This is a genomic window from Streptomyces sp. NPDC023157 (assembly GCF_055560575.1).
Genome location: NZ_JBVHIL010000003.1, coordinates 212,434 through 230,196, shown reverse-complemented (window position 1 = coordinate 230,196; position 17,763 = coordinate 212,434). Strand labels below are relative to the sequence as shown.

14 protein-coding genes are annotated in these 17,763 nt (G+C 73.6%); 8 read left to right on the top strand and 6 right to left on the bottom strand.

Annotated elements, in window-relative coordinates; translation table 11 throughout:
- Position 1: 1 nt before the first annotated feature.
- Complete coding sequence (locus ACZ3ZE_RS12270; protein WP_361629156.1) at positions 2–2,347, bottom strand: FHA domain-containing protein; 2,346 nt, start codon at positions 2,345–2,347, stop codon at positions 2–4.
- 127 nt (positions 2,348–2,474) lie between these two features.
- Here ACZ3ZE_RS12270 and ACZ3ZE_RS12265 point away from each other — a divergent pair, with 127 nt between their 5' ends.
- The 4 genes from ACZ3ZE_RS12265 (at position 2,475) to ACZ3ZE_RS12250 (ending at position 5,926) form a co-directional block, all read left to right on the top strand.
- Positions 2,475–3,083: a TetR/AcrR family transcriptional regulator gene (locus tag ACZ3ZE_RS12265; protein WP_361629153.1), complete on the top strand. Its 609-nt coding sequence runs from the start codon at positions 2,475–2,477 to the stop codon at positions 3,081–3,083.
- 115 nt (positions 3,084–3,198) lie between these two features.
- Positions 3,199–3,870 carry a ThuA domain-containing protein gene (locus tag ACZ3ZE_RS12260; RefSeq protein WP_361167117.1) on the top strand — a complete coding sequence of 224 codons (672 nt, stop codon included), beginning with the start codon at positions 3,199–3,201 and terminating at the stop codon, positions 3,868–3,870.
- 108 nt (positions 3,871–3,978) lie between these two features.
- Positions 3,979–5,370 carry an NADP-dependent succinic semialdehyde dehydrogenase gene (locus ACZ3ZE_RS12255; RefSeq protein ID WP_361167120.1) on the top strand — a complete coding sequence of 464 codons (1,392 nt, stop codon included), beginning with the start codon at positions 3,979–3,981 and terminating at the stop codon, positions 5,368–5,370.
- A gap of 262 nt (positions 5,371–5,632) precedes the next feature.
- Positions 5,633–5,926, top strand: a complete 294-nt coding sequence (locus tag ACZ3ZE_RS12250) for a DUF6342 family protein (RefSeq protein ID WP_361167123.1) — start codon at positions 5,633–5,635, stop codon at positions 5,924–5,926.
- An 86-nt stretch (positions 5,927–6,012) separates the two neighbouring features.
- On the opposite strand, the gene ACZ3ZE_RS12245 is transcribed toward ACZ3ZE_RS12250, so the two are convergent.
- Positions 6,013–7,038, bottom strand: coding sequence for a PHP domain-containing protein (locus tag ACZ3ZE_RS12245; protein WP_361629147.1), 1,026 nt, complete (start codon positions 7,036–7,038; stop codon positions 6,013–6,015).
- A gap of 19 nt (positions 7,039–7,057) precedes the next feature.
- Complete coding sequence (locus ACZ3ZE_RS12240) at positions 7,058–9,130, bottom strand: SpoIIE family protein phosphatase (RefSeq protein WP_361167129.1); 2,073 nt, start codon at positions 9,128–9,130, stop codon at positions 7,058–7,060.
- Between the two features lie 90 nt (positions 9,131–9,220).
- Between ACZ3ZE_RS12240 and ACZ3ZE_RS12235 the strand changes: the two genes are divergently transcribed.
- Positions 9,221–12,583, top strand: coding sequence for an AfsR/SARP family transcriptional regulator (locus ACZ3ZE_RS12235; RefSeq protein ID WP_467258787.1), 3,363 nt, complete (start codon positions 9,221–9,223; stop codon positions 12,581–12,583).
- A gap of 175 nt (positions 12,584–12,758) precedes the next feature.
- On the opposite strand, the gene ACZ3ZE_RS12230 is transcribed toward ACZ3ZE_RS12235, so the two are convergent.
- Positions 12,759–13,640, bottom strand: coding sequence for a siderophore-interacting protein (locus ACZ3ZE_RS12230; protein WP_467258784.1), 882 nt, complete (start codon positions 13,638–13,640; stop codon positions 12,759–12,761).
- Between the two features lie 152 nt (positions 13,641–13,792).
- On the opposite strand from ACZ3ZE_RS12230, the gene ACZ3ZE_RS12225 reads away from it, so the two are divergent.
- Together ACZ3ZE_RS12225 and ACZ3ZE_RS12220 are read left to right on the top strand one after the other, a co-directional pair.
- On the top strand, positions 13,793–13,993 hold the full coding sequence (locus tag ACZ3ZE_RS12225; protein ID WP_361167138.1) for a hypothetical protein: 201 nt from the start codon (positions 13,793–13,795) through the stop codon (positions 13,991–13,993).
- 176 nt (positions 13,994–14,169) lie between these two features.
- Complete coding sequence (locus tag ACZ3ZE_RS12220) at positions 14,170–15,360, top strand: acyl-CoA dehydrogenase family protein (protein ID WP_361167141.1); 1,191 nt, start codon at positions 14,170–14,172, stop codon at positions 15,358–15,360.
- A gap of 48 nt (positions 15,361–15,408) precedes the next feature.
- On the opposite strand, the gene ACZ3ZE_RS12215 is transcribed toward ACZ3ZE_RS12220, so the two are convergent.
- Entirely contained in the window at positions 15,409–15,843 is a 435-nt protein-coding gene (locus ACZ3ZE_RS12215; protein WP_361167144.1) for a VOC family protein, read from the bottom strand.
- 79 nt (positions 15,844–15,922) lie between these two features.
- On the bottom strand, positions 15,923–16,669 hold the full coding sequence (locus ACZ3ZE_RS12210; protein WP_467258781.1) for a universal stress protein: 747 nt from the start codon (positions 16,667–16,669) through the stop codon (positions 15,923–15,925).
- Between the two features lie 219 nt (positions 16,670–16,888).
- Here ACZ3ZE_RS12210 and ACZ3ZE_RS12205 point away from each other — a divergent pair, with 219 nt between their 5' ends.
- Complete coding sequence (locus tag ACZ3ZE_RS12205; protein WP_361167150.1) at positions 16,889–17,761, top strand: universal stress protein; 873 nt, start codon at positions 16,889–16,891, stop codon at positions 17,759–17,761.
- The last annotated feature ends 2 nt before the right edge of the window (positions 17,762–17,763 follow it).

The following is a 17,763-nucleotide window of genomic DNA, read 5'->3' as shown; positions in this document are numbered from 1 at the left end:
GCTACCTCCGCATGACGACCGGCTCGTGCCGGCGCAGCAGCCGGGCGACGACGAAGCCGAGGACGACGCAGAGCACCACCAGCATCCCCATGTCGAAGAGCCAGGCGCCCACGGTGTGGTTCATCAGCGGGTCCGCCGTCTTCTCGCTCGGCGCGACGGCCCCGATGTCGATGGTCGCCCCCATCGCCGCGAACGCCCAGCGGGACGGCACCAGCCAGGCCAGCTGCTCCAGGACCGGCGTCCCCCGCACGTTCAGGAGGGCTCCGCAGAACACCACCTGCACGATGGCCAGGAGGACGAGCAGCGGCATCGTCACCTCCTCCTTGCGCACCAGGGCGGAGACGAAGAGGCCGAGCATCATCGCGGTGAAGGCGAGCAGGGCGACGGCCAGGGTGAGCTCCACGAGCGGGGGCATCAGCACCCCCTTGCCGTCCGGCACGTTCAGCGGCACGCCGATCAGCGCGACCAGCGTCAGCACCACCGCCTGGACGATCGTGATCGCCCCGAGGACCACGACCTTGGACATGAGGTAGGCCGAGCGCGACAGCCCGACGGCTCGCTCCCTGCGGTAGATCGTGCGTTCCTTGACGAGCTCCCGCACCGCGTTCGCGGCACCGGTGAGCACACCGCCGACGCACAGGATCAGGAGGACGTTCAGCGTCGACTCGGGGCCGAGGCTGCCCTCCGAGAGCGCCCGCGCCATCGCGCCCATGACGAACGGCAGCGCGATCATGATGGCGAGGAAGGTCCGGTCGGCGGAGAGCGCGGCCGTGTAGCGGCGTACGAGGGTCCGCAGCTGCGACCACCAGCTCTGGGCCTTCGGCGGCGGCGCGGGGGCGGCCGGAGCGCCGGGGGCGGCGGGTCCGGGCCGCACCATGGCCTCGTCGATGTACTGCCGGTGGAAGCGCGAGGCGCGGTACCGGCCGGCCCAGTCGCGGTCCCGGTCGTTCTCGAAGGCCTCGAACGCCTCCGGCCACTGGTCGAAGCCGAAGAACCCCAGCGCGTCCTCGGGCGGGCCGTAGTAGGCGACCCGGCCGCCCGGCGCGAGGACGAGCAGCCGGTCGCAGACGTCCAGGCTCAGCACGCTGTGCGTGACGACGATGACGGTGCGCCCGTCGTCGGCGAGGCCGCGCAGCATGTGCATCACCGAACGGTCCATGCCCGGGTCGAGCCCGGAGGTCGGCTCGTCCAGGAAGAGCAGCGAGGGCTTGGTGAGCAGCTCCAGGGCCACGCTGACCCGCTTGCGCTGCCCTCCGGAGAGGCTGTGGATGGGCTGCCCCGCCCGCTCGACCAGGCCCAGCTCCCCGATCACCTCGTCCACCCGCGCGCGCCGCTCGTCCGCCGCCGTGTCCTCGGGGAAGCGCAGCTCGGCGGCGTACGAGAGGGCCCGGCGCACGGTGAGCTGGAGGTGCAGGATGTCGTCCTGCGGGACGAGGCCGATGCGCTGGCGCAGCTCCGCGTAGTCCCGGTAGAGGTCGCGGCCGTCGTAGAGGACGGTGCCCCGGTCGGCGGGCCGCTGCCCGGTGAGCGCCCCGAGCAGCGTGGACTTGCCCGCGCCGGACGGGCCGACGACGGCCAGCAGGCACTTCTGCCCGACGGGGAACGACACGTCGTCGAGGAGGGTCTTGCGGCCGTGGTCGACGGTGACGGCGAGTCGCGTCACGTCGAGGGAGATCTCGCCGGTGTCGGTGAACTCGACGAGGTCGCCGCCGATGAGGCAGAACGCGCGGTGCCCGATGCCGACGATGTCCTCGGCCGTCACCCGGGCCCGGTCGACGGGGCTGCCGTTCAGGAAGGTGCCGTTGTGGCTGCCGAGGTCATGGATCCAGTACGTGCCGTCCGGCGCCGCCACCAGCTCCGCGTGCCGCCGGGAGACCGTCAGGTCGTCGACCACCAGGTCGTTGTCGGGCGCCCGCCCGATCCGGACACCGCGCTCGGGCAGCGGCCGCACCGAGGTCGGCTGCCGGAAGGTCCCCGTAAGGGCGGGATACGAGACGGAGGACGGGCGAGCGGGCACGGCCTGCCGCGCCGCCGCCGACAGCACCGCCACCGGCCCGTCCGACGGATGCCCGAAGCGGATCACCGTGCCGGGGCCGACGGAGCTCACATGCACCCGCCGTTCGTCGGCGAACGTGCCGTTCGTGCTGTCCTCGTCCTCGACGGTCCACCGGCCGCCGGCCGCCCTCAGTACGGCGTGGTGCCACGACGCCCTGGCGTCGGCCAGGACGAAGTCACTGGTGGGGTCGCGTCCGATGCGATAGACGCGGCTCGGGTTCATCACGGTCGCGTCCCCGCCGATCTCCAGGACCAGCTCGGGCGCGGCGGGCGCGACGGGCCGCTCTCCCATGTCCGCATCTTAACGTCGGACGCCGGTCCGTGCCCGGGCTGGCCGCCGGTATGGTGGTCGCCCCGCCACCCCTTCGGACAGGGCGGACGACGTGCGGGAACGAGGACGGGAACAAGGAGGAGGGACCGTGCCGAAGGGTGTCACCGGGCGCCGGCCGCGTACCCGCGCGGCCCTTCTGAAGGCGGCCCTGGAGATCTTCGCCGAGCACGGGTTCCACGCCGCGTCGATCGAGCAGATCTGCGAGCGCGCCGGATACACGCGCGGCGCGTACTACTCGAACTTCGCCAGCAAGGAAGAGCTGTTCCTCGCCCTCTTCGACGAGCACAGCGAGCACATCGTGCGCCGCCTCGCCGAGTCGGTCGACGCGCTCGGGCCCGACGACTACACCCTGGAACAGGTCGCGGAACTGGCCTCCCGGGTGGAGCCGGACGAGCGCGACTGGTACCTGGTCAGCACGGAGTTCACCCTGCACGCCATCCGCGACCCGCAGGCGGCCTGGGTGCTCGCCCGGCACGACGCCCGGCTGCGCGCCGAGATCGCGCGCGCGATCGAGCTCGTCCTGCGCCGGTCCGGACGCGAACTGACCGTGGACGCCGACCGGTTCGCCCGGATGGTCGTGGCCCTGCGCGAGGGCGGTCTCGCGCAGAGCTATGTCGAACCGGCCGCCCTGCCGCCGGGCACGCTCGAACGGGACTTCCTGGCCCCGCTGTTGGCGTCCTGCACCCGCCCGGTCTGAGCGTCGCCTCCCGAGCCCCCCCGCACCTTGCGGCGCGCTGACCGGCTGGCTACCGTCGCACCCGGCCCTCGGATAGAAAGCGCTTACTGATGAGCGCGGCACACACAGGAGCAGCGTGAGCGACACCAAGGACGTCCTCGTCTACACCCGTACCGCCGGCTACCGCCACGACTCGATCCCCGCCGGAGCCGCGGCGCTCGCCGAGCTCGCCGCCGCCGCGGGCCGCCCTGCCGAGACCACCGAGGACCCCGGCGCCTTCACCCCCGACCGCCTGGCCCGCTGCGCCGCCGTCGTCCTCCTGTCGACCACCGGCACCGTGCTCACCGACGCGGGCCGCGCCGCCCTCGAAGCGTACGTACGCGGCGGCGGCGGGCTCCTCGCCGTGCACGCCGCGGCCAACGCCGAACCCGACTGGCCCTTCTACGGCGAACTGCTCGGCACCCGCTTCGACGGCCACCCCGAGCCCCAGCCGGGCGCCGTCTGCGTGGACGCCCCCGGCCACCCGGCGACGGACCGCCTGCCGGCCCGCTGGGAGTGGACCGACGAGTGGTACAACTTCACCTCCAACCCCCGGGCCACCGGCGTCCGCGTGCTCGCCCGCGCCGACGAGACCGCCTACCGGGGCGGCACCCTCGGCGCCGACCACCCCCTCGTGTGGTCCCGCGAGACCGGCCCTGGCGGCGGCCGCTTCCTGTTCACGGCTCTCGGCCACGCCCCGGAGGCCTACGCGGACCCCGCCTTCCGCGCCCACCTGGCGGGCGCCCTGCACTGGGTCGCGGGCGGCTGACCGACGCCCCCGCACCCGGGCGTGTCACCCCACCGCCCCGCCCCGATTGCGCCCGGGGCCCGGGCGCGAAAGGTTTCCGGATGGGGGCGGAGGCCAGGAGGAGACGACATGGGCATCGCCACCGTGAACCCGGCGACCGGCGAGACGCTGCGCACCTACGAGGCCCACGGGCCCGCCGAGATCGAACGCCGGATCGACGCCGCCCACGAGACGTACCGCCAGTACCGCACCACCCCCTTCGCGGAGCGGGCCCGCCTGATGCGGGCCGCCGCCGCCCTCCTCGACGAGGACACCGAGGACATCGCCCGCACCATGACCACGGAGATGGGCAAGCCGATCGCCGCCGCCCGCGCCGAGGCGGCCAAGTGCGCCAAGACGATGCGCTGGTACGCCGAACACGCCGAGGCCCTGCTCGCCGACGAGCACCCCGACGAACACGACGTCCAGGACGCGGGCGCCGACACGGCCCGGGTCCACTACCGGCCGCTCGGCCCGGTCCTCGCCGTCATGCCGTGGAACTTCCCGCTCTGGCAGGTGATCCGGTTCGCCGCGCCCGCGCTGATGGCCGGCAACACCGGGCTCCTCAAGCACGCCTCCAACGTCCCCCAGACCGCCCTCTACCTCGGCGGACTGTTCCGCCGGGCCGGCTTCCCCGAAGGCTGCTTCCAGACCCTGCTCATCGGCTCGGGCGCCGTCGAGGGCGTCCTGCGCGACCCGCGGGTCGCCGCCGCTACCCTCACCGGCAGCGAACCGGCCGGCCGCTCCGTCGCCGCCATCGCCGGCGACGAGGTGAAGAAGACCGTCCTGGAGCTGGGCGGCAGCGACCCGTACATCGTCATGCCCTCCGCCGACGTCCCGCGCGCCGTCAAGACCGCCGTCACCGCCCGCGTACAGAACAACGGGCAGTCCTGCATCGCGGCCAAGCGGTTCATCGTCCACCGGGACGTCTACGACGACTTCGCCGAACGCTTCACCGCCGCCATGAACGCCCTCACCGTCGGCGACCCCCTCGACGAGGACACCGACGTCGGCCCCCTCGCCACCGAACAGGGCCGCACCGACCTGGAGACCCTCGTCGACGACGCCGTACGCCGGGGCGTCACCGTGCTGTGCGGGGCGGGCCGCCCCGAGGACCGGCCCCGCGGCTGGTACTACCGGCCGACCGTCCTCACCGGCATCACCCCGGAGATGCGCATCCACCGCGAGGAGACCTTCGGCCCCGTCGCCACCCTCTACCCCGTCGCCGACATCGAGGAGGCCGTCGCCGTCGCCAACGACTCGCCCTTCGGCCTCAGTTCGAACGTGTGGACCCGCAAGGACGAGGACGTCGCCTTCTTCGTACGCGACCTGGAGGCCGGCGGCGTCTTCGTCAACGGCATGACCGCCTCCCACCCCGCCCTGCCCTTCGGCGGCGTGAAGCGCTCCGGCTACGGCCGCGAGCTCTCCGGCCACGGCATCCGCGAGTTCTGCAACGCGACCACGGTCTGGCAGCGCGGCTGACCCCGGGGGGGCACGTGCCTCCCGCCCGGGCGGGAGGCACGTGCCCCGCTTTTCGGTCTCCATCTACGCTGATTTAGCCAAAAAGCAGGCATCTGCCCATGTAGGCCGATGAACTTCGCCGGACGGGTGCCGTCCGGCGACCGGTGCTGCGTAGAGTCCTCACGCGGTCGGACGATGCTCCAAAAGCCCGGCCGGGACGGCTCATTCACTGGAGTGCGGACGCGTCCCGAGGACGCGCCCGCCGGAACGGGAAGGAAGCCTCATGACGGACATCGATCTCGGAGTGGCGACGGACTGGAACGAGGGCGACACCCACGCCCGTATCGCATTACGGCAGAACCACGTCAACCCGAAGTCGCAGGACATCCTCATCAGTTCGCCGGTCAGCATCGAGCTGTCGGTGAACTCGAACTTCTCCTCCAACCAGGACGGGGACAAGATCTTCTTCACGACCCACATCGGCTCCACGAAGAAGATCATCGGGATCCTCGACTCCGAGGGGAACCTGCACATCGCCGGCCGCCTGATCGCGGAGCAGAAGGACCTGTCGTACTAGGAGCCGGGGCGGTCACCTCCGCCTGACGGCCCACTCGGGGCGGTGGCAGGTCCGGCATCCGGCTACCTGTCATCGCGCCCGGCCCCCTACGACGGGGCGGGCAGACCCCGCGTCCAGTCGAGCAACCGCTCCGCCGACCACGTGTTGATCACCCGCTCCACCGGCACCCCGCACTCCTCCGCCCGCGCGCAGCCCAGGATCTGCCACTCCAGCTGCCCCGGCGCGTGGGCGTCCGTGTCCACCGCGAAGTACACCCCGGCCGCCACCGCGAGCCGCAGCAGCCGGCTCGGCGGATCGCGGCGCTCGGGGCGGCTGTTGATCTCCACCGCCGTGCCCGCCTCGGCACACGCGGCGAAGACGCGCTCCGCGTCGAACTCCGACTCGGGCCGCAGCCGCCCGCCGCTCACCAGCCGGCCCGTGCAGTGCCCGAGGACGTCCATCAGGGGATTGCGGACCGCCTTCTCCATCCGGCGGGTCATCGCCCGCGACTCCATCCGCAGCTTCGAATGCACCGAACCGACCACCAGGTCCAGCCGGTCCAGGAGCCCGGGCTCCTGGTCGAGGGAGCCGTCCTCCAGGATGTCGCACTCGATCCCGGTGAGCAGCCGGAACGGCGCCCACTCCTCGTTCAGCCGCTCCACCAGCGCCAGTTGCTCCCGCAGCCGCTCGGGGGACAGGCCGCGCGCCACCTTCAGGCTCGGCGAATGGTCCGTCAGCACCGCCCACTCGTGCCCGATCCGGGCCGCCGTGCGCCCCATGTCCACGATGGTGCTGCCGCCGTCCGACCAGTCCGAGTGCACATGGCAGTCGCCCCGCAGCGCCGCCCGCAGCGTCTCACCGCCCGACACCTCCGGCATCGGGATCTCCCGCTCCAGGCGCTCCAGATAGGCGGGGACCCGCCCTTCGAGCGCCTCGCGCACGACCGCGGCCGTCTTCGGCCCGATGCCCTTCACCGACTCCAGGGTCCCCGCCGCCGCCCGCCGCGCCACCTCGTCCGCGCCGAGCGCCGTCACCGCCGCCGACGCCGTACGGAACGCGCGGACGCGGTACGTGGGTGCCTGCGAGCGTTCCAGCAGGAACGCGATCCGCTCCAGCGCCGCCACCGGATCCATCGGCCGCACCCTCCTCCGGTCAGCCCGCCGGGCCCGCGGCGGACGCGGGCCCGATCTCGCACCACACCGCCTTGCCCTCGCCACGCGGCTCCACACCCCAGCGCGAGGCCAGCGCGTCCATGAGGAGCAGACCCCGCCCCGAGGTCGCCGCCTCGCCGGGAGTACGCCGCCGAGGCCACGCGCTCGACCGGTCCTGCACCGACAGGCGGACCCGCCGCACCGGCTCCGGCAGCACCTCCAGGGTGAGGACCGCGCCGCCCTCGGTGTGCAGCAGCACGTTCACCAACAGCTCGCCCGTCAACAGCTCCGCGTCGTCCGCGAGTTCGGGCATGCCCCAGTCCACGAGCGCCTGGCCCACCGCGGCCCGCGCGTCCGACAGGCCCTGCGGGTCGGCCTGGTGGATGTACTGATGGATGCGCGGCGCCCGCGGCGTGCCCGGGTCCGGACTGCGCCGCAGCACGAGCAACGCCACGTCGTCATCCGCACCCCAGCGCTCCCACAGCTGCTCGGACAGGTGGTCGGCCAGCGCCTCCGCCTGCGGCGGGCCGCTGCCCACCGCCTCGGCCAGCGCCGACAGGCCGTCCTCGATGTCCGTGCCCGGCTGCTCGACCAGACCGTCCGTGTACAGCACCAGCGTCTCGCCCGGCACCAGGTCGAGCCGGGTCTCCGGGAACTCCTCGTCCCCGAAGGCCGTCGCGAGCCCCAGCGGCAGCCCGCCCCGCAGCTTCGGCCGGCCCACCCGCCCGTCCGTGTGCCGGATCAACGGCCCCAGATGCCCCGCCCGCACCCCGCGCACCGTGCCCCCGGCCAGATCCACCTGGGCGTACGTACAGGTCGCGAAACGATTCGTGTCCAGCTCGGCGAGAAAGCGCGAGGCACGGGCCAGCACCGTCGACGGGGCGTGACCCTCACCCGCGTACGCCCGCAGCGCGATCCGCAGCTGCCCCATGATCGCGGCGGCGTGCGTGTCATGGCCCTGGACGTCACCCACCACGACCCCGACCCGCCCGCGCGGCAGCGGGATCACGTCGTACCAGTCGCCGCCGACCTGCCGCCCGCTCCACGCCGCGTGATACCGCACCGCGATCTCGCCGCCGGTGATCACCGGGATCCGGCGCGGCAGCATCGTCGCCTGGAGCCCCGTCGCCAGCTCCCGCTCCTCGTCGAACAGGATCGCCCGCTGCAAGGACTGCGACACGATCGCCGCCAGGCCGAGCAGCAGATTGCGCTCGTCCGCGTTGAACGTGCTCCGCCGCCGGTAGAACAACGCCAGCCCGCCCAGCTTGCGGGCCTGCGCGATCAGCGGCAGATAGCAGGCCGACTTGAACGGCATCCGGCTCACGTACGGCGCCAGCTCCGGAAAGTCCTGCCCCAGCGACGCGAACGTGGACACGAACCGCGGGCGTCCGCTCAGCACCGCGTCCGCCATCGGCAGGCCCCCGTCCAGGCGACGGAGCCGGAAGTCGTCGAACACCTCCAAGGACTCCCCAGACAGCGCGATGATGTTGAGCGAGTCGTTCTCCACCAGACCCAGGGCAAGACCCTCCGCGCCCAGCCGCGCCAGCCCACCGGGACCGGTGAGCGCCGCCGTCACGTCGTCCACCGTGACCGCCCGCGACAGCGCCTGCGTCGTCCGCTCCACGATCGACGTCTGCACCTCGCGGCGCTTCTCCAGCTCCAGCAGGAACGCCGAATGCGTCACCTCCGCCGTGGCATCCCGCACGATCCCCACGATCCGGTACGCCATCCGCCCGTCCCGGCGCAGGATCCGCGCCTGCACATGCGTCCATTGGGGTGTACCGTCGGCCCGCTCCAGCCGCACATGCGCGGTGTACGAGGACTCCCCGCTGGTGATCGCCCGCCGGATCACCGCGTCCAGCCGGGACCGCTCCTCCGGATCGAGCCCGCGCACCAGCGTCGCCGGCCGCCCGTCGAACGAGTCCGCGGCGACCCCGAAGACCAGCAGCCCCGCGGCGTCGACATCGATGGTGCCCGTGTCGAGATCCCAGTCGAAGCTGCCGGTACGGTTCATGGCGAGACGCTCGGTCGGCCCGATCTCGCCGCCGCGCGCGTCGCGCTCGTCTTCGGTCATCCTCCCCATTGTCGAACCGGCACCCCCCGGACGCCATGGCGGCGACACCGCCGCGCGGGGGAATCTCCGGAGGTTCGGCAGAATGGGCCGGTGCACCCGTCCTATCGCATCCTCGGTCCCGGTCAGGCCCTCCGCACCGACGGCCGTGAGGCCGCCCTGAACGGCGCCCGGCTCCGGGCCCTCCTCACCGCCCTGGCCGCGGCGGGCGGGCGCGCGGTGCGCACGGACGCGCTGATCGCCCAGGTGTGGGGGGAGGGCGGGGGCGAGGCCGACGACCGCCTCGCCGCCCTCCAGGCCCTCGTCGGGCGCCTCCGTCGGGCCCTCGGGCCCGACGCGGTCGCCTCGGAACCCGGCGGCTACCGGCTCGCCGTCCGGACACCCGAGGACATCGATTACTTCCGCTTCGAACGGAACGCCGACGCCGCCGCCCGCGAGCTGGACGCCGGCCGCCCCCAGCGGGCGGCCGAGCTCCTCGACGAGGCCCTCGGCCTGTGGCGGGGCCCCGCGCTCGCCGACCTCCCCGACCACGCCACCGACCCCCTCGCCCTCCGGGCCGAACGGCGCCGCACCCGGGCCCGGCGCGACCGGCTGGCCGCCGCCGTCGCCCTCGGCCACGCCCAGGACGCGCTCGCCCCCCTGGCCGAGCTCATCGCCGAGCACCCCCTCGACGAACCCCTGCACGCCCTCCACCTGCGCGCCCTGCGCGCCGCGGGCCGCCCGGCGGAGGCCCTCGCCGCGTACGACACCATCCGTACCGCCCTCGCCGCGCACCTGGGCACCGACCCGGGGCCGGAACTCAAGGAGCTGTACGGGGAGTTGCTGGCGGGAGCGCCGCAGGGCGAGCCGGTCGCGGCCCGTCCCGCGCTGCCTCTCGCGCTCACCTCGTTCCTCGGGCGCGATACGGAACTGGGCCAGTTGGGGCAGGAGTTGCGGTCGTCTCGTCTGGTGACCCTGCTCGGGCCCGGGGGCGTCGGCAAGACCCGGCTCGCCATGGAAGCCGCCCGCGGCGTCGAGGCGGATCCGGGCGACCGGGAGATCGAGGTGTGGGTGGTCGAACTCGCCTCCGTACGGGAGGAGTCCGCCGTCCTCGCCGCCGTGCTCACCGCGCTCGGCGCCCGCGAGACCCAGCTGTGGAGCGGCCCCGCCCTCGCCGAGACCATGGGCCGCGACCCGCTCGCCACCCTGGTCGAGCACTGTGCCCGCCGCCGGATGCTGCTGGTGCTGGACAACTGCGAGCACGTGGTGGGTGCGGTGGCGGGGTTGGTGGAGGTGTTGTTGGCGCGGTGTGCGGGGGTGACGGTGCTGGCGACGAGTCGGGAGCCGTTGGGGGTGCCGGGGGAGGTGGTGCGGCCGTTGGGGCCGTTGCCGGTGGGTGTGGCGGTGCGGTTGTTCGGTGAGCGGGGGGCCGCGGTGCGGCCGGGGTTCCGGGTGGAGGAGGAGCGGGGGGCTGCTGAGGAGATCGTTCGGCGGTTGGACGGTCTGCCGTTGGCGGTGGAGTTGGCGGCGGCTCGGTTGCGGGTGTTGTCGGCGGGGCAGATCGCGGAGCGGTTGGACGACCGGTTCCGGTTGTTGACGTCGGGGGCGCGGACGGTGTTGCCGCGGCAGCAGACTTTGCGGGCGGTGGTGGACTGGTCGTGGGATCTGTTGGACGGGGCCGAGCGGGTGGTGTTGCGGCGGCTTTCGGTGTTCACGGGTGGGTGTGATCTGGAGGCTGCCGAGGCGGTGTGCGGGGGCGGCGGGCCGGTGGGTGCTGCGGGTTCGGCGGGTTCGCTCGGTGCCGTGGGCGCGGTGGGTGCGGTGGGCGCTGTGGGTGTGCCGGATGTGTTGGGTGTGTTGGGGGCGCTGGTCGACAAGTCGTTGGTGGTGGCTGTCGAGGGGGTTGGGGGGATGCGGTACCGGTTGCTGGAGACGGTGGCCGAGTATGCGGGGGAGCGGCTTGACGAGGGTGGGGACCGGGAGGTCACCGAGCGGCTTCACCTCGAGTACTACCGGGAGCTCGCCCGGCTGACCGACCCCGAACTCCGGGGGCCGCGGCAGGCGTTCGCTCTCGACCGGTTCGAGACGGAGCACGGCAACATCCGGGGCGCGCTCCGTACCGCCGTGCGGTTCGGGGAGGAACAGGAAGCACTGTGCCTCGTCCACGCCATGAGCTGGTTCTGGCAGCTGCGCAACCACCAGTTCGACTCCCGCACCTGGACCAGGGACGCCGCCGGCCTCGGGCCCGACCCGTTCCTGGCGCCGGTGCGGCACGCCGAGCCCTTCGCCGGGCGGTGCCTCGACGTCCCGCCGCCTTGGACGGGGGAGCGGCTGTGGGAGGCACGCCGCGGCGGACGGCTGCTCGTCCTCGCCACCGAAGGCGGTGAGGGCGGCGACGGCGGCGCCGTGCTGGAGCGCCCCGAGACCCGTGCCCGCCTGGAGGCCGTCGTCGCCGCGTACCGGCCCGGACTGCCGCAGACCTGCCGCCAGCCCGGGGCGATGTGGTACTTCGCACGGCTCATGACCGGCGGCTTCGGCAGCCTCGACGAGACCCTCGCCGCGATCGTCGCCGGCGCCCGCGAACACGGCGACGACTGGGACATCGCCTTCAACCTGCTCCTGCGGGCCAAGCTGCTCGGCGAACGGCTCGACGACGCCGAGGAGGCCCTGGGGCTCTTCGAGGCCGCCGGCGACTCCTGGGGCATCGCCGAATCGCTCGCCGCACGCGGGGAGACCTACGAGCGGGCCGGGCGTTCCGCCGAGGCCGCCGCCGACTTCGCCCGCGCCATGGACGCCGCCGCGCGGCTCGGCGCCCACTCCCAGGTACCCGTCTTCAAGGCGCTCCTCGCCGCCGTCCGCCTCCGCACCCGGGCCGTGGCCGACGACCCCGTCGCGTGGGCGGACGCGGAACGGATGCTCGCCGAAGCGGCCGACGAGGCGGGGGAGTCCGGGGCCGAGGCCGTGAGCACCGCGCGTCTGCTGCTCGCCCAGCACTACGGGAACACCCGTCGAACCGCTCTCGCTCGCGGGCAACTCGATCTGATGGAAGGCGAGTTCGGCGACGACACACCTGGTCTGTTCCGGGGCATGCTCGGCGGGCTGCGCGGGTGGCTGGCGTGTGAGGACGGCGCGTACGAGCAGGCGACGGAGCATCTCGCCCGCGCGGTACGGGACATGGAGGCCCTCGCGTACCTCGTCGCTCCCTATCTGGTCGTCGCCCAGTTCGCGCCGGCCGCCTGGGCTCGGGCCGGGAGCGGCGCGCCGGAGGCCGGGGCCCGGCTGCTCGGCGCGTACGACGCCCACCGTGGGGCGCTGGGGGGTGCCGGGTTCCGGCCCTACACGGCGCAGACCGAGGCCTCGATGCGGGAGCGGGCGGAGGGGGCGCTGCGGGAGGTCCTCGGCGCTGAGGCGTACCGCGTCCACTACGGGGAGGGGGGCCGGCTCACGGCGAAGGAGGCGGCGGGGTTGGTCGGGTGACCGGCCGGTGGTCCGGCGGGGGCCGGAACCTCCGCGGGGGTAGGGGGTGTCCGGACTGCGACCTTCACTTCGCTTCGCTCGTTGCGGGCGCCGCCACGTCCGGACACCCCCTACCCCCGCTCCGGATCCGGCCCCCTCCCCGCCGGCGCCGGGTGCCGCCCGGTGGGTGGCTTCCTCACGTGTCGTCGCTTAGGGCTGCCAGGCGCTCTTGGGCTTCTGCCAGGTCCTCCCTCGTCGGTGCGTCGTCCTGGGTGAGTTTCCGGCGCCAGTAGCCGGCGAAGTCGATGGCGCGGCGGTCGATGTTCCGCTCCTCGATGAGGTGGCGGCGCAGGGCGCGGACCGTTGCCGCCTCGCCGGCCAGCCACGCGTACGGGCGTCCGGCGGGGAAGGCGGCCGCTCGTACGGCGTCCTCCGGTGAGGATTCGCCGTGCAGCCAGTGGACCGTGAGCCGTCCTTCGGTGGGGAGGGGCTGTTCCTCGGCGGTGTCGGCGACGTGGACGTACGCGAGGGCGCGGTGGCCGGGCGGCAGGGCCGCCGCGAGTGTGGCCAGGGCGGGCAGTGCGCACGCGTCGGCCACCAGGAGGGTCCAGTCGCCCGAGGCGGGGTCGACGGGCGGGGCGAAGTAGTCGGACGGCCCGAACATGCCGAGGACGTCCCCCACGCGGGCGTTCCGGGCCCAGCGGGTGGCGGGGCCGTCGTCGGCGTCGCCGTGCAGGAGGAAGTCGACGTCGACCGTGGCGTTCGCCGGGTCGTGGGACCGCAGGGTGTAGCTGCGCATCCAGGGGCGCCGGGCCTCCGGGATCGCGGCGTACGCGGCGTACCAGCGCATGACGTCGCCGTCGGGGTCCGGGGCGGGGAGGACGGGCTCGGACTGGCCCGGGCGGGGGAAGTACAGCTTGACCTGCCGGTCGGGGCCCGCGAGCGGGGCGCCGGCCAGGGAGGGGTCGCCGAGGGTGACGCGGACCATCCTCGGGGTGACCCGGCGGACTGCCATGACGGTGACGCGGCGCAGGGGCAGCGGTGGGGCGGGGGAGTGCGAGGCGGGCGTGGTCGGCATGGGGCTCCTCGTCTGGGGTGGGCCGGTGCCGCCACCCTTCCTGTCGCCGTCGACACGGCACCGACACGCTGTCGACATGGGATCCGCCCGGATGGCGGGAGCGGGAAGTGGACACGAGAATGGCCAGTGCCTGCAGAACATGAGGAGGCGGCATGAACGGTGAGACCGACAAGACGTCCCGGGGGGACATCCCGACGCCCGACAGGCTGCTGCACGCCGGGTCGGAGGGCGAGTTCTCGGCCGAGGACGTGTGCCTCGCGTCCGGCCGGGACGTGAATCCGAAGAACCTCGCCTGGGCCGAGCGGCGTATGGCCGAGAAGGGGCGCAGGTCGCTCGACGAGCTGCTCCCCTGAGTGAAGTGCGGTAGCCGGGTCGCCGCGGTCGGTCGCCACGAGGTGCGGCGGCCGGGCGGCGCCCGGTGCGTGTGAGCACAGGTGCGAGATCCTTCCCCGTTCCCCTTCCCCATTTATGGAACACGTTCTACCGTGGCGCCGCACCGCGCGGAGACCGATCCAGGGGAGACGACGCCATGCACCTCGAGTACACGCCCGCCCAGCACAGCCTGCGCGCCGAGCTGCGCGCGTACTTCGCCGAGCTCGTCCCCGAGGACGTCCACGCCCGTTACGCCGACCCCGCCGCGCAGAAGCGCTTCTACCGCGAGACCGTGCGCCGCCTGGGCACGGACGGCTGGCTGGGCGTCGGCTGGCCCACGGAGTACGGCGGGCGCGGGCTGAGCCCCATGGAGCAGTTCATCTTCTTCGACGAGGCCGCGCAGGCCGGTGTACCGCTGCCTTTGATGGCGCTGAACACGGTCGGCCCGACGATCATGCAGTTCGGCACCGAGGAGCAGAAGGCGTACTTCCTGCCGAAGATCCTCTCCGGCGAGATCGACTTCGCCATCGGCTACAGCGAGCCGGACGCCGGCACCGACCTCGCCGCGCTCAAGACCCGCGCGGTGCGCGAGGGCGACGAGACCAGCGGCCACTACACGGTCGACGGGCAGAAGATCTGGACCACCAACGGCGACACCGCCGACTGGGTCTGGCTCGCCGTCCGCACCGACCCCGCCGCGCCGCCCCACAAGGGCATCACCATGCTGCTGGTGCCGACCAGCGACCCCGGCTACTCCTGCACCCTGATCAACACCCTCGCCTCGCACGACACCACCGCGAGCTACTACGAGAACGTCCGCGTCCCCTGCTCCCGCCGGGTCGGCGAGGAGAACAAGGGCTGGCGCCTGATCACCAACCAGCTCAACCACGAGCGGGTCACCCTCGCCGCCCACGGCACCATGGCGATCCGCGCCCTCCACGACGTCCAGCGCTGGGCCGCCGACACCAAGCTGGCCGACGGCCGCCGCGTCCTGGACCTCGCCTGGGTCCGCCGCACCCTGGCCCGCACGCACACCCGCCTCGACGCGATGAAGCTCCTCAACTGGCAGATGGTGAACGCCGTCCAGAACGGCACCCTCACCCCCCAGGACGCCTCCGCCGTCAAGGTCTACGGCTCCGAGGCCCGCCGCGACGCCTACGCCTGGCTCATGGAAGTCACCGGCGCCGCCGGCGCCCTCAAGGAAGGCTCCGCGGGCACCGTCCTCCACGGCGAACTCGAACGCGGCTACCGCTCGGCCGTCATCTTCACCTTCGGCGGCGGCAACAACGAGATCCAGCGCGAGATCATCTCCTGGATCGGCCTGGGCATGCCCCGCGTCCGACGCTGACCCTCAGCGGAACGCGTGGACCACCTGGATCGCGCCCCTCGCACCTGTTCAGTCGAGGCAGAACTCGTTGCCCTCGATGTCCAGCATCACGATGCAGGACTCGTTCTCCTCGTCGGCGAGCAGGACGCTGTGCTGCTTCGCGCCCAGGGCCACCAGGCGGTCGCTCTCGGCCTGCAGGGTGGCCAGGCGCTCGTCGCCCACGAGGCCGGTGCCGACGCGTGCGCAGAGGTGCACCCTGTTCTTCACGACCTTGCCTTCGGGGACGCGCTGGAAGAGCAGGCGGGGGCCCACACCGGTCGGGTCGGCGCAGGAGAACCAGCCCATCGGCTCCTTGGGCTCCGGCGACCGGTGGTACGCGTCCCACGTGTCGAAGCCCTTCGGCGGCGGCTGCACGACATAGCCGAGGACCTCGCACCAGAAACGGGCCAGGCGCTCGGGCTCCGCGCAGTCGAAGGTGACCTGGAACTTCTTGATCGTTGCCATCGAGCCACCGTAGCAGGGGGTGTTTCGCTCATGTCACGGTCAGGGGAAGGGGGTTGGCGGGTGGCTCGCACTCCGTCGCTCAGTCGTGGGGGACCACCGCCACCGGCGCCGTGCTGTGGTGCATGACCGCGTGGGCCACGCTGCCGATGTGGCCGCCGAGCACCGACCGCCGGGTGCGCCGGCCGACCGCGACGAGCGCCGCGTCCGCCGCGATCCGTACGAGTTCCTGGGAGGCCGAGCCGATCAGCACGCGCCCGCTCGCCGCCACCCCCGGGAACTCCGCCCGCCACGACGTGAGGAGATCGTCCAGTGAGAGCTGGATCTCCGGGGTCACGGCCGGCCGCACGTCCGGCACCATCGCCGGGCCGGGGCTCGCGTACAGGGGGAGGTGCTGCACGTACACGACGTCCAGGGGGCCGCCCCGCAACGCCGCCTCCTCGAACGCGAACCGCAGCAGGGCGTCCGCCGGCTGCCGTACGTCGACCCCCGCCACCACGGGGCCCCGCCGCGCCCCCTCGCCGTCGGCCCGCACCAGCACCACGGGCCCCTCGACCCGCCCGGCGACCGACATCCCGACCGACCCGACGAGATACCCGGCCACACCCCCCAGCGCCCGCGAACCGAGCACCAGCAGCTCCCCCTGGTCCGCCGCCGCGACCAGGCCCGGAACGGGGCCCGAGGGCAGCACCTGGGTGGTCACCGTGAGCCCCGGCCGGCGCTCGCGCAGCCCGGCGGCCGTACGCGCCAGCAGGTCCTCGGCCCAGGACTCCTCGGGCTCCCGTGACACCAGCGGGACGGGAGCCGCGCGCCCGTCCCGTACCTCCATGGTGTGCGTACCGGCGTCCCCCCACCAACGCGCGCGGGACGCCCAGCGATGTTCTCCTGAAGGTGAGGAGGGGACCCACCCCAGAGACGCGGGGAAGCGGTCTCGTGCCGCGCACCGCGCAATCAGGATCCGCGAGAAGCGGATGGGCCCCTCCTCCCGCCCGTGCCCGGCGCCCCCGCGCGGCACGGCCGCCCCGCCACGTCCCGGAAGGTGGGCACGATGGAAGCACCGCTGGTCGTGGGAGTGGACGGCTCCGAGGCGAGCCTCGTCGCCGTCGACTGGGCGGTCGACGAAGCCGTACGCCACGCGCTCCCGTTGCGGATCGTGCACGCCTCGCTGTGGGAGCGGTACGAGGGATCCGTCCCCGACACGGACGCCGACCGGCCCTCGGGCCGCCGCCACGCCGAGCACATCGTCCGCTCCGCCGCCGACCGGGCCCTCCTCCGCGCCCCCGGCCTCCCCCTCACCTCGGACGTCCTCCCCGAGGACCCCGCGGGCGCACTGCTCAGGGAAGGGCGCGACGCCACCCTCCTCGTCGTCGCGTCCCGGGGGCGCGGGGAGTTCGCCGACCTGTTGCTCGGCTCCGTGAGCCTCGGCGTCGCCGCCCGGTCCTCCTGCCCGGTCGTCGTCGTCCGCGGCGACGCCCACGCCCTGGCGGCACGCCACGGACGTGTCCTGCTGGGCGTCGGCGAGCACGACGTGGACTCGCCGGCCGTACGGTTCGCCTTCCGCGAGGCGGCGGCCCGCGACGCGGAACTCGACGCCGTACGCGCCTGGAGGCGCAGGGCGCACGTCCCGCTCCCGGACGGCGGGACGGACGGGCACGAGGAGGGGCGGGCGTCCGATCGCCTCGACGAGGCGCTGGACGCCCTGGTCCGCGAGCATCCCGGGGTGCGGCTCCTCCGCAGCACGGTCGAGGGCCCCGCCCACCGGGCGCTGACCGAACGCTCGGCCGCCGCCGACCTGCTCGTCGTCGGAGCCCGCCGCCGCGACGGCCTCGTCGGCCTCGAACTCGGCAGGGTCGCCCACCGCGCCCTCCACCACGCCTCCTGCCCGGTCGCCGTCGTACCCGAGCGCCCCACGCCGTCGTAGGG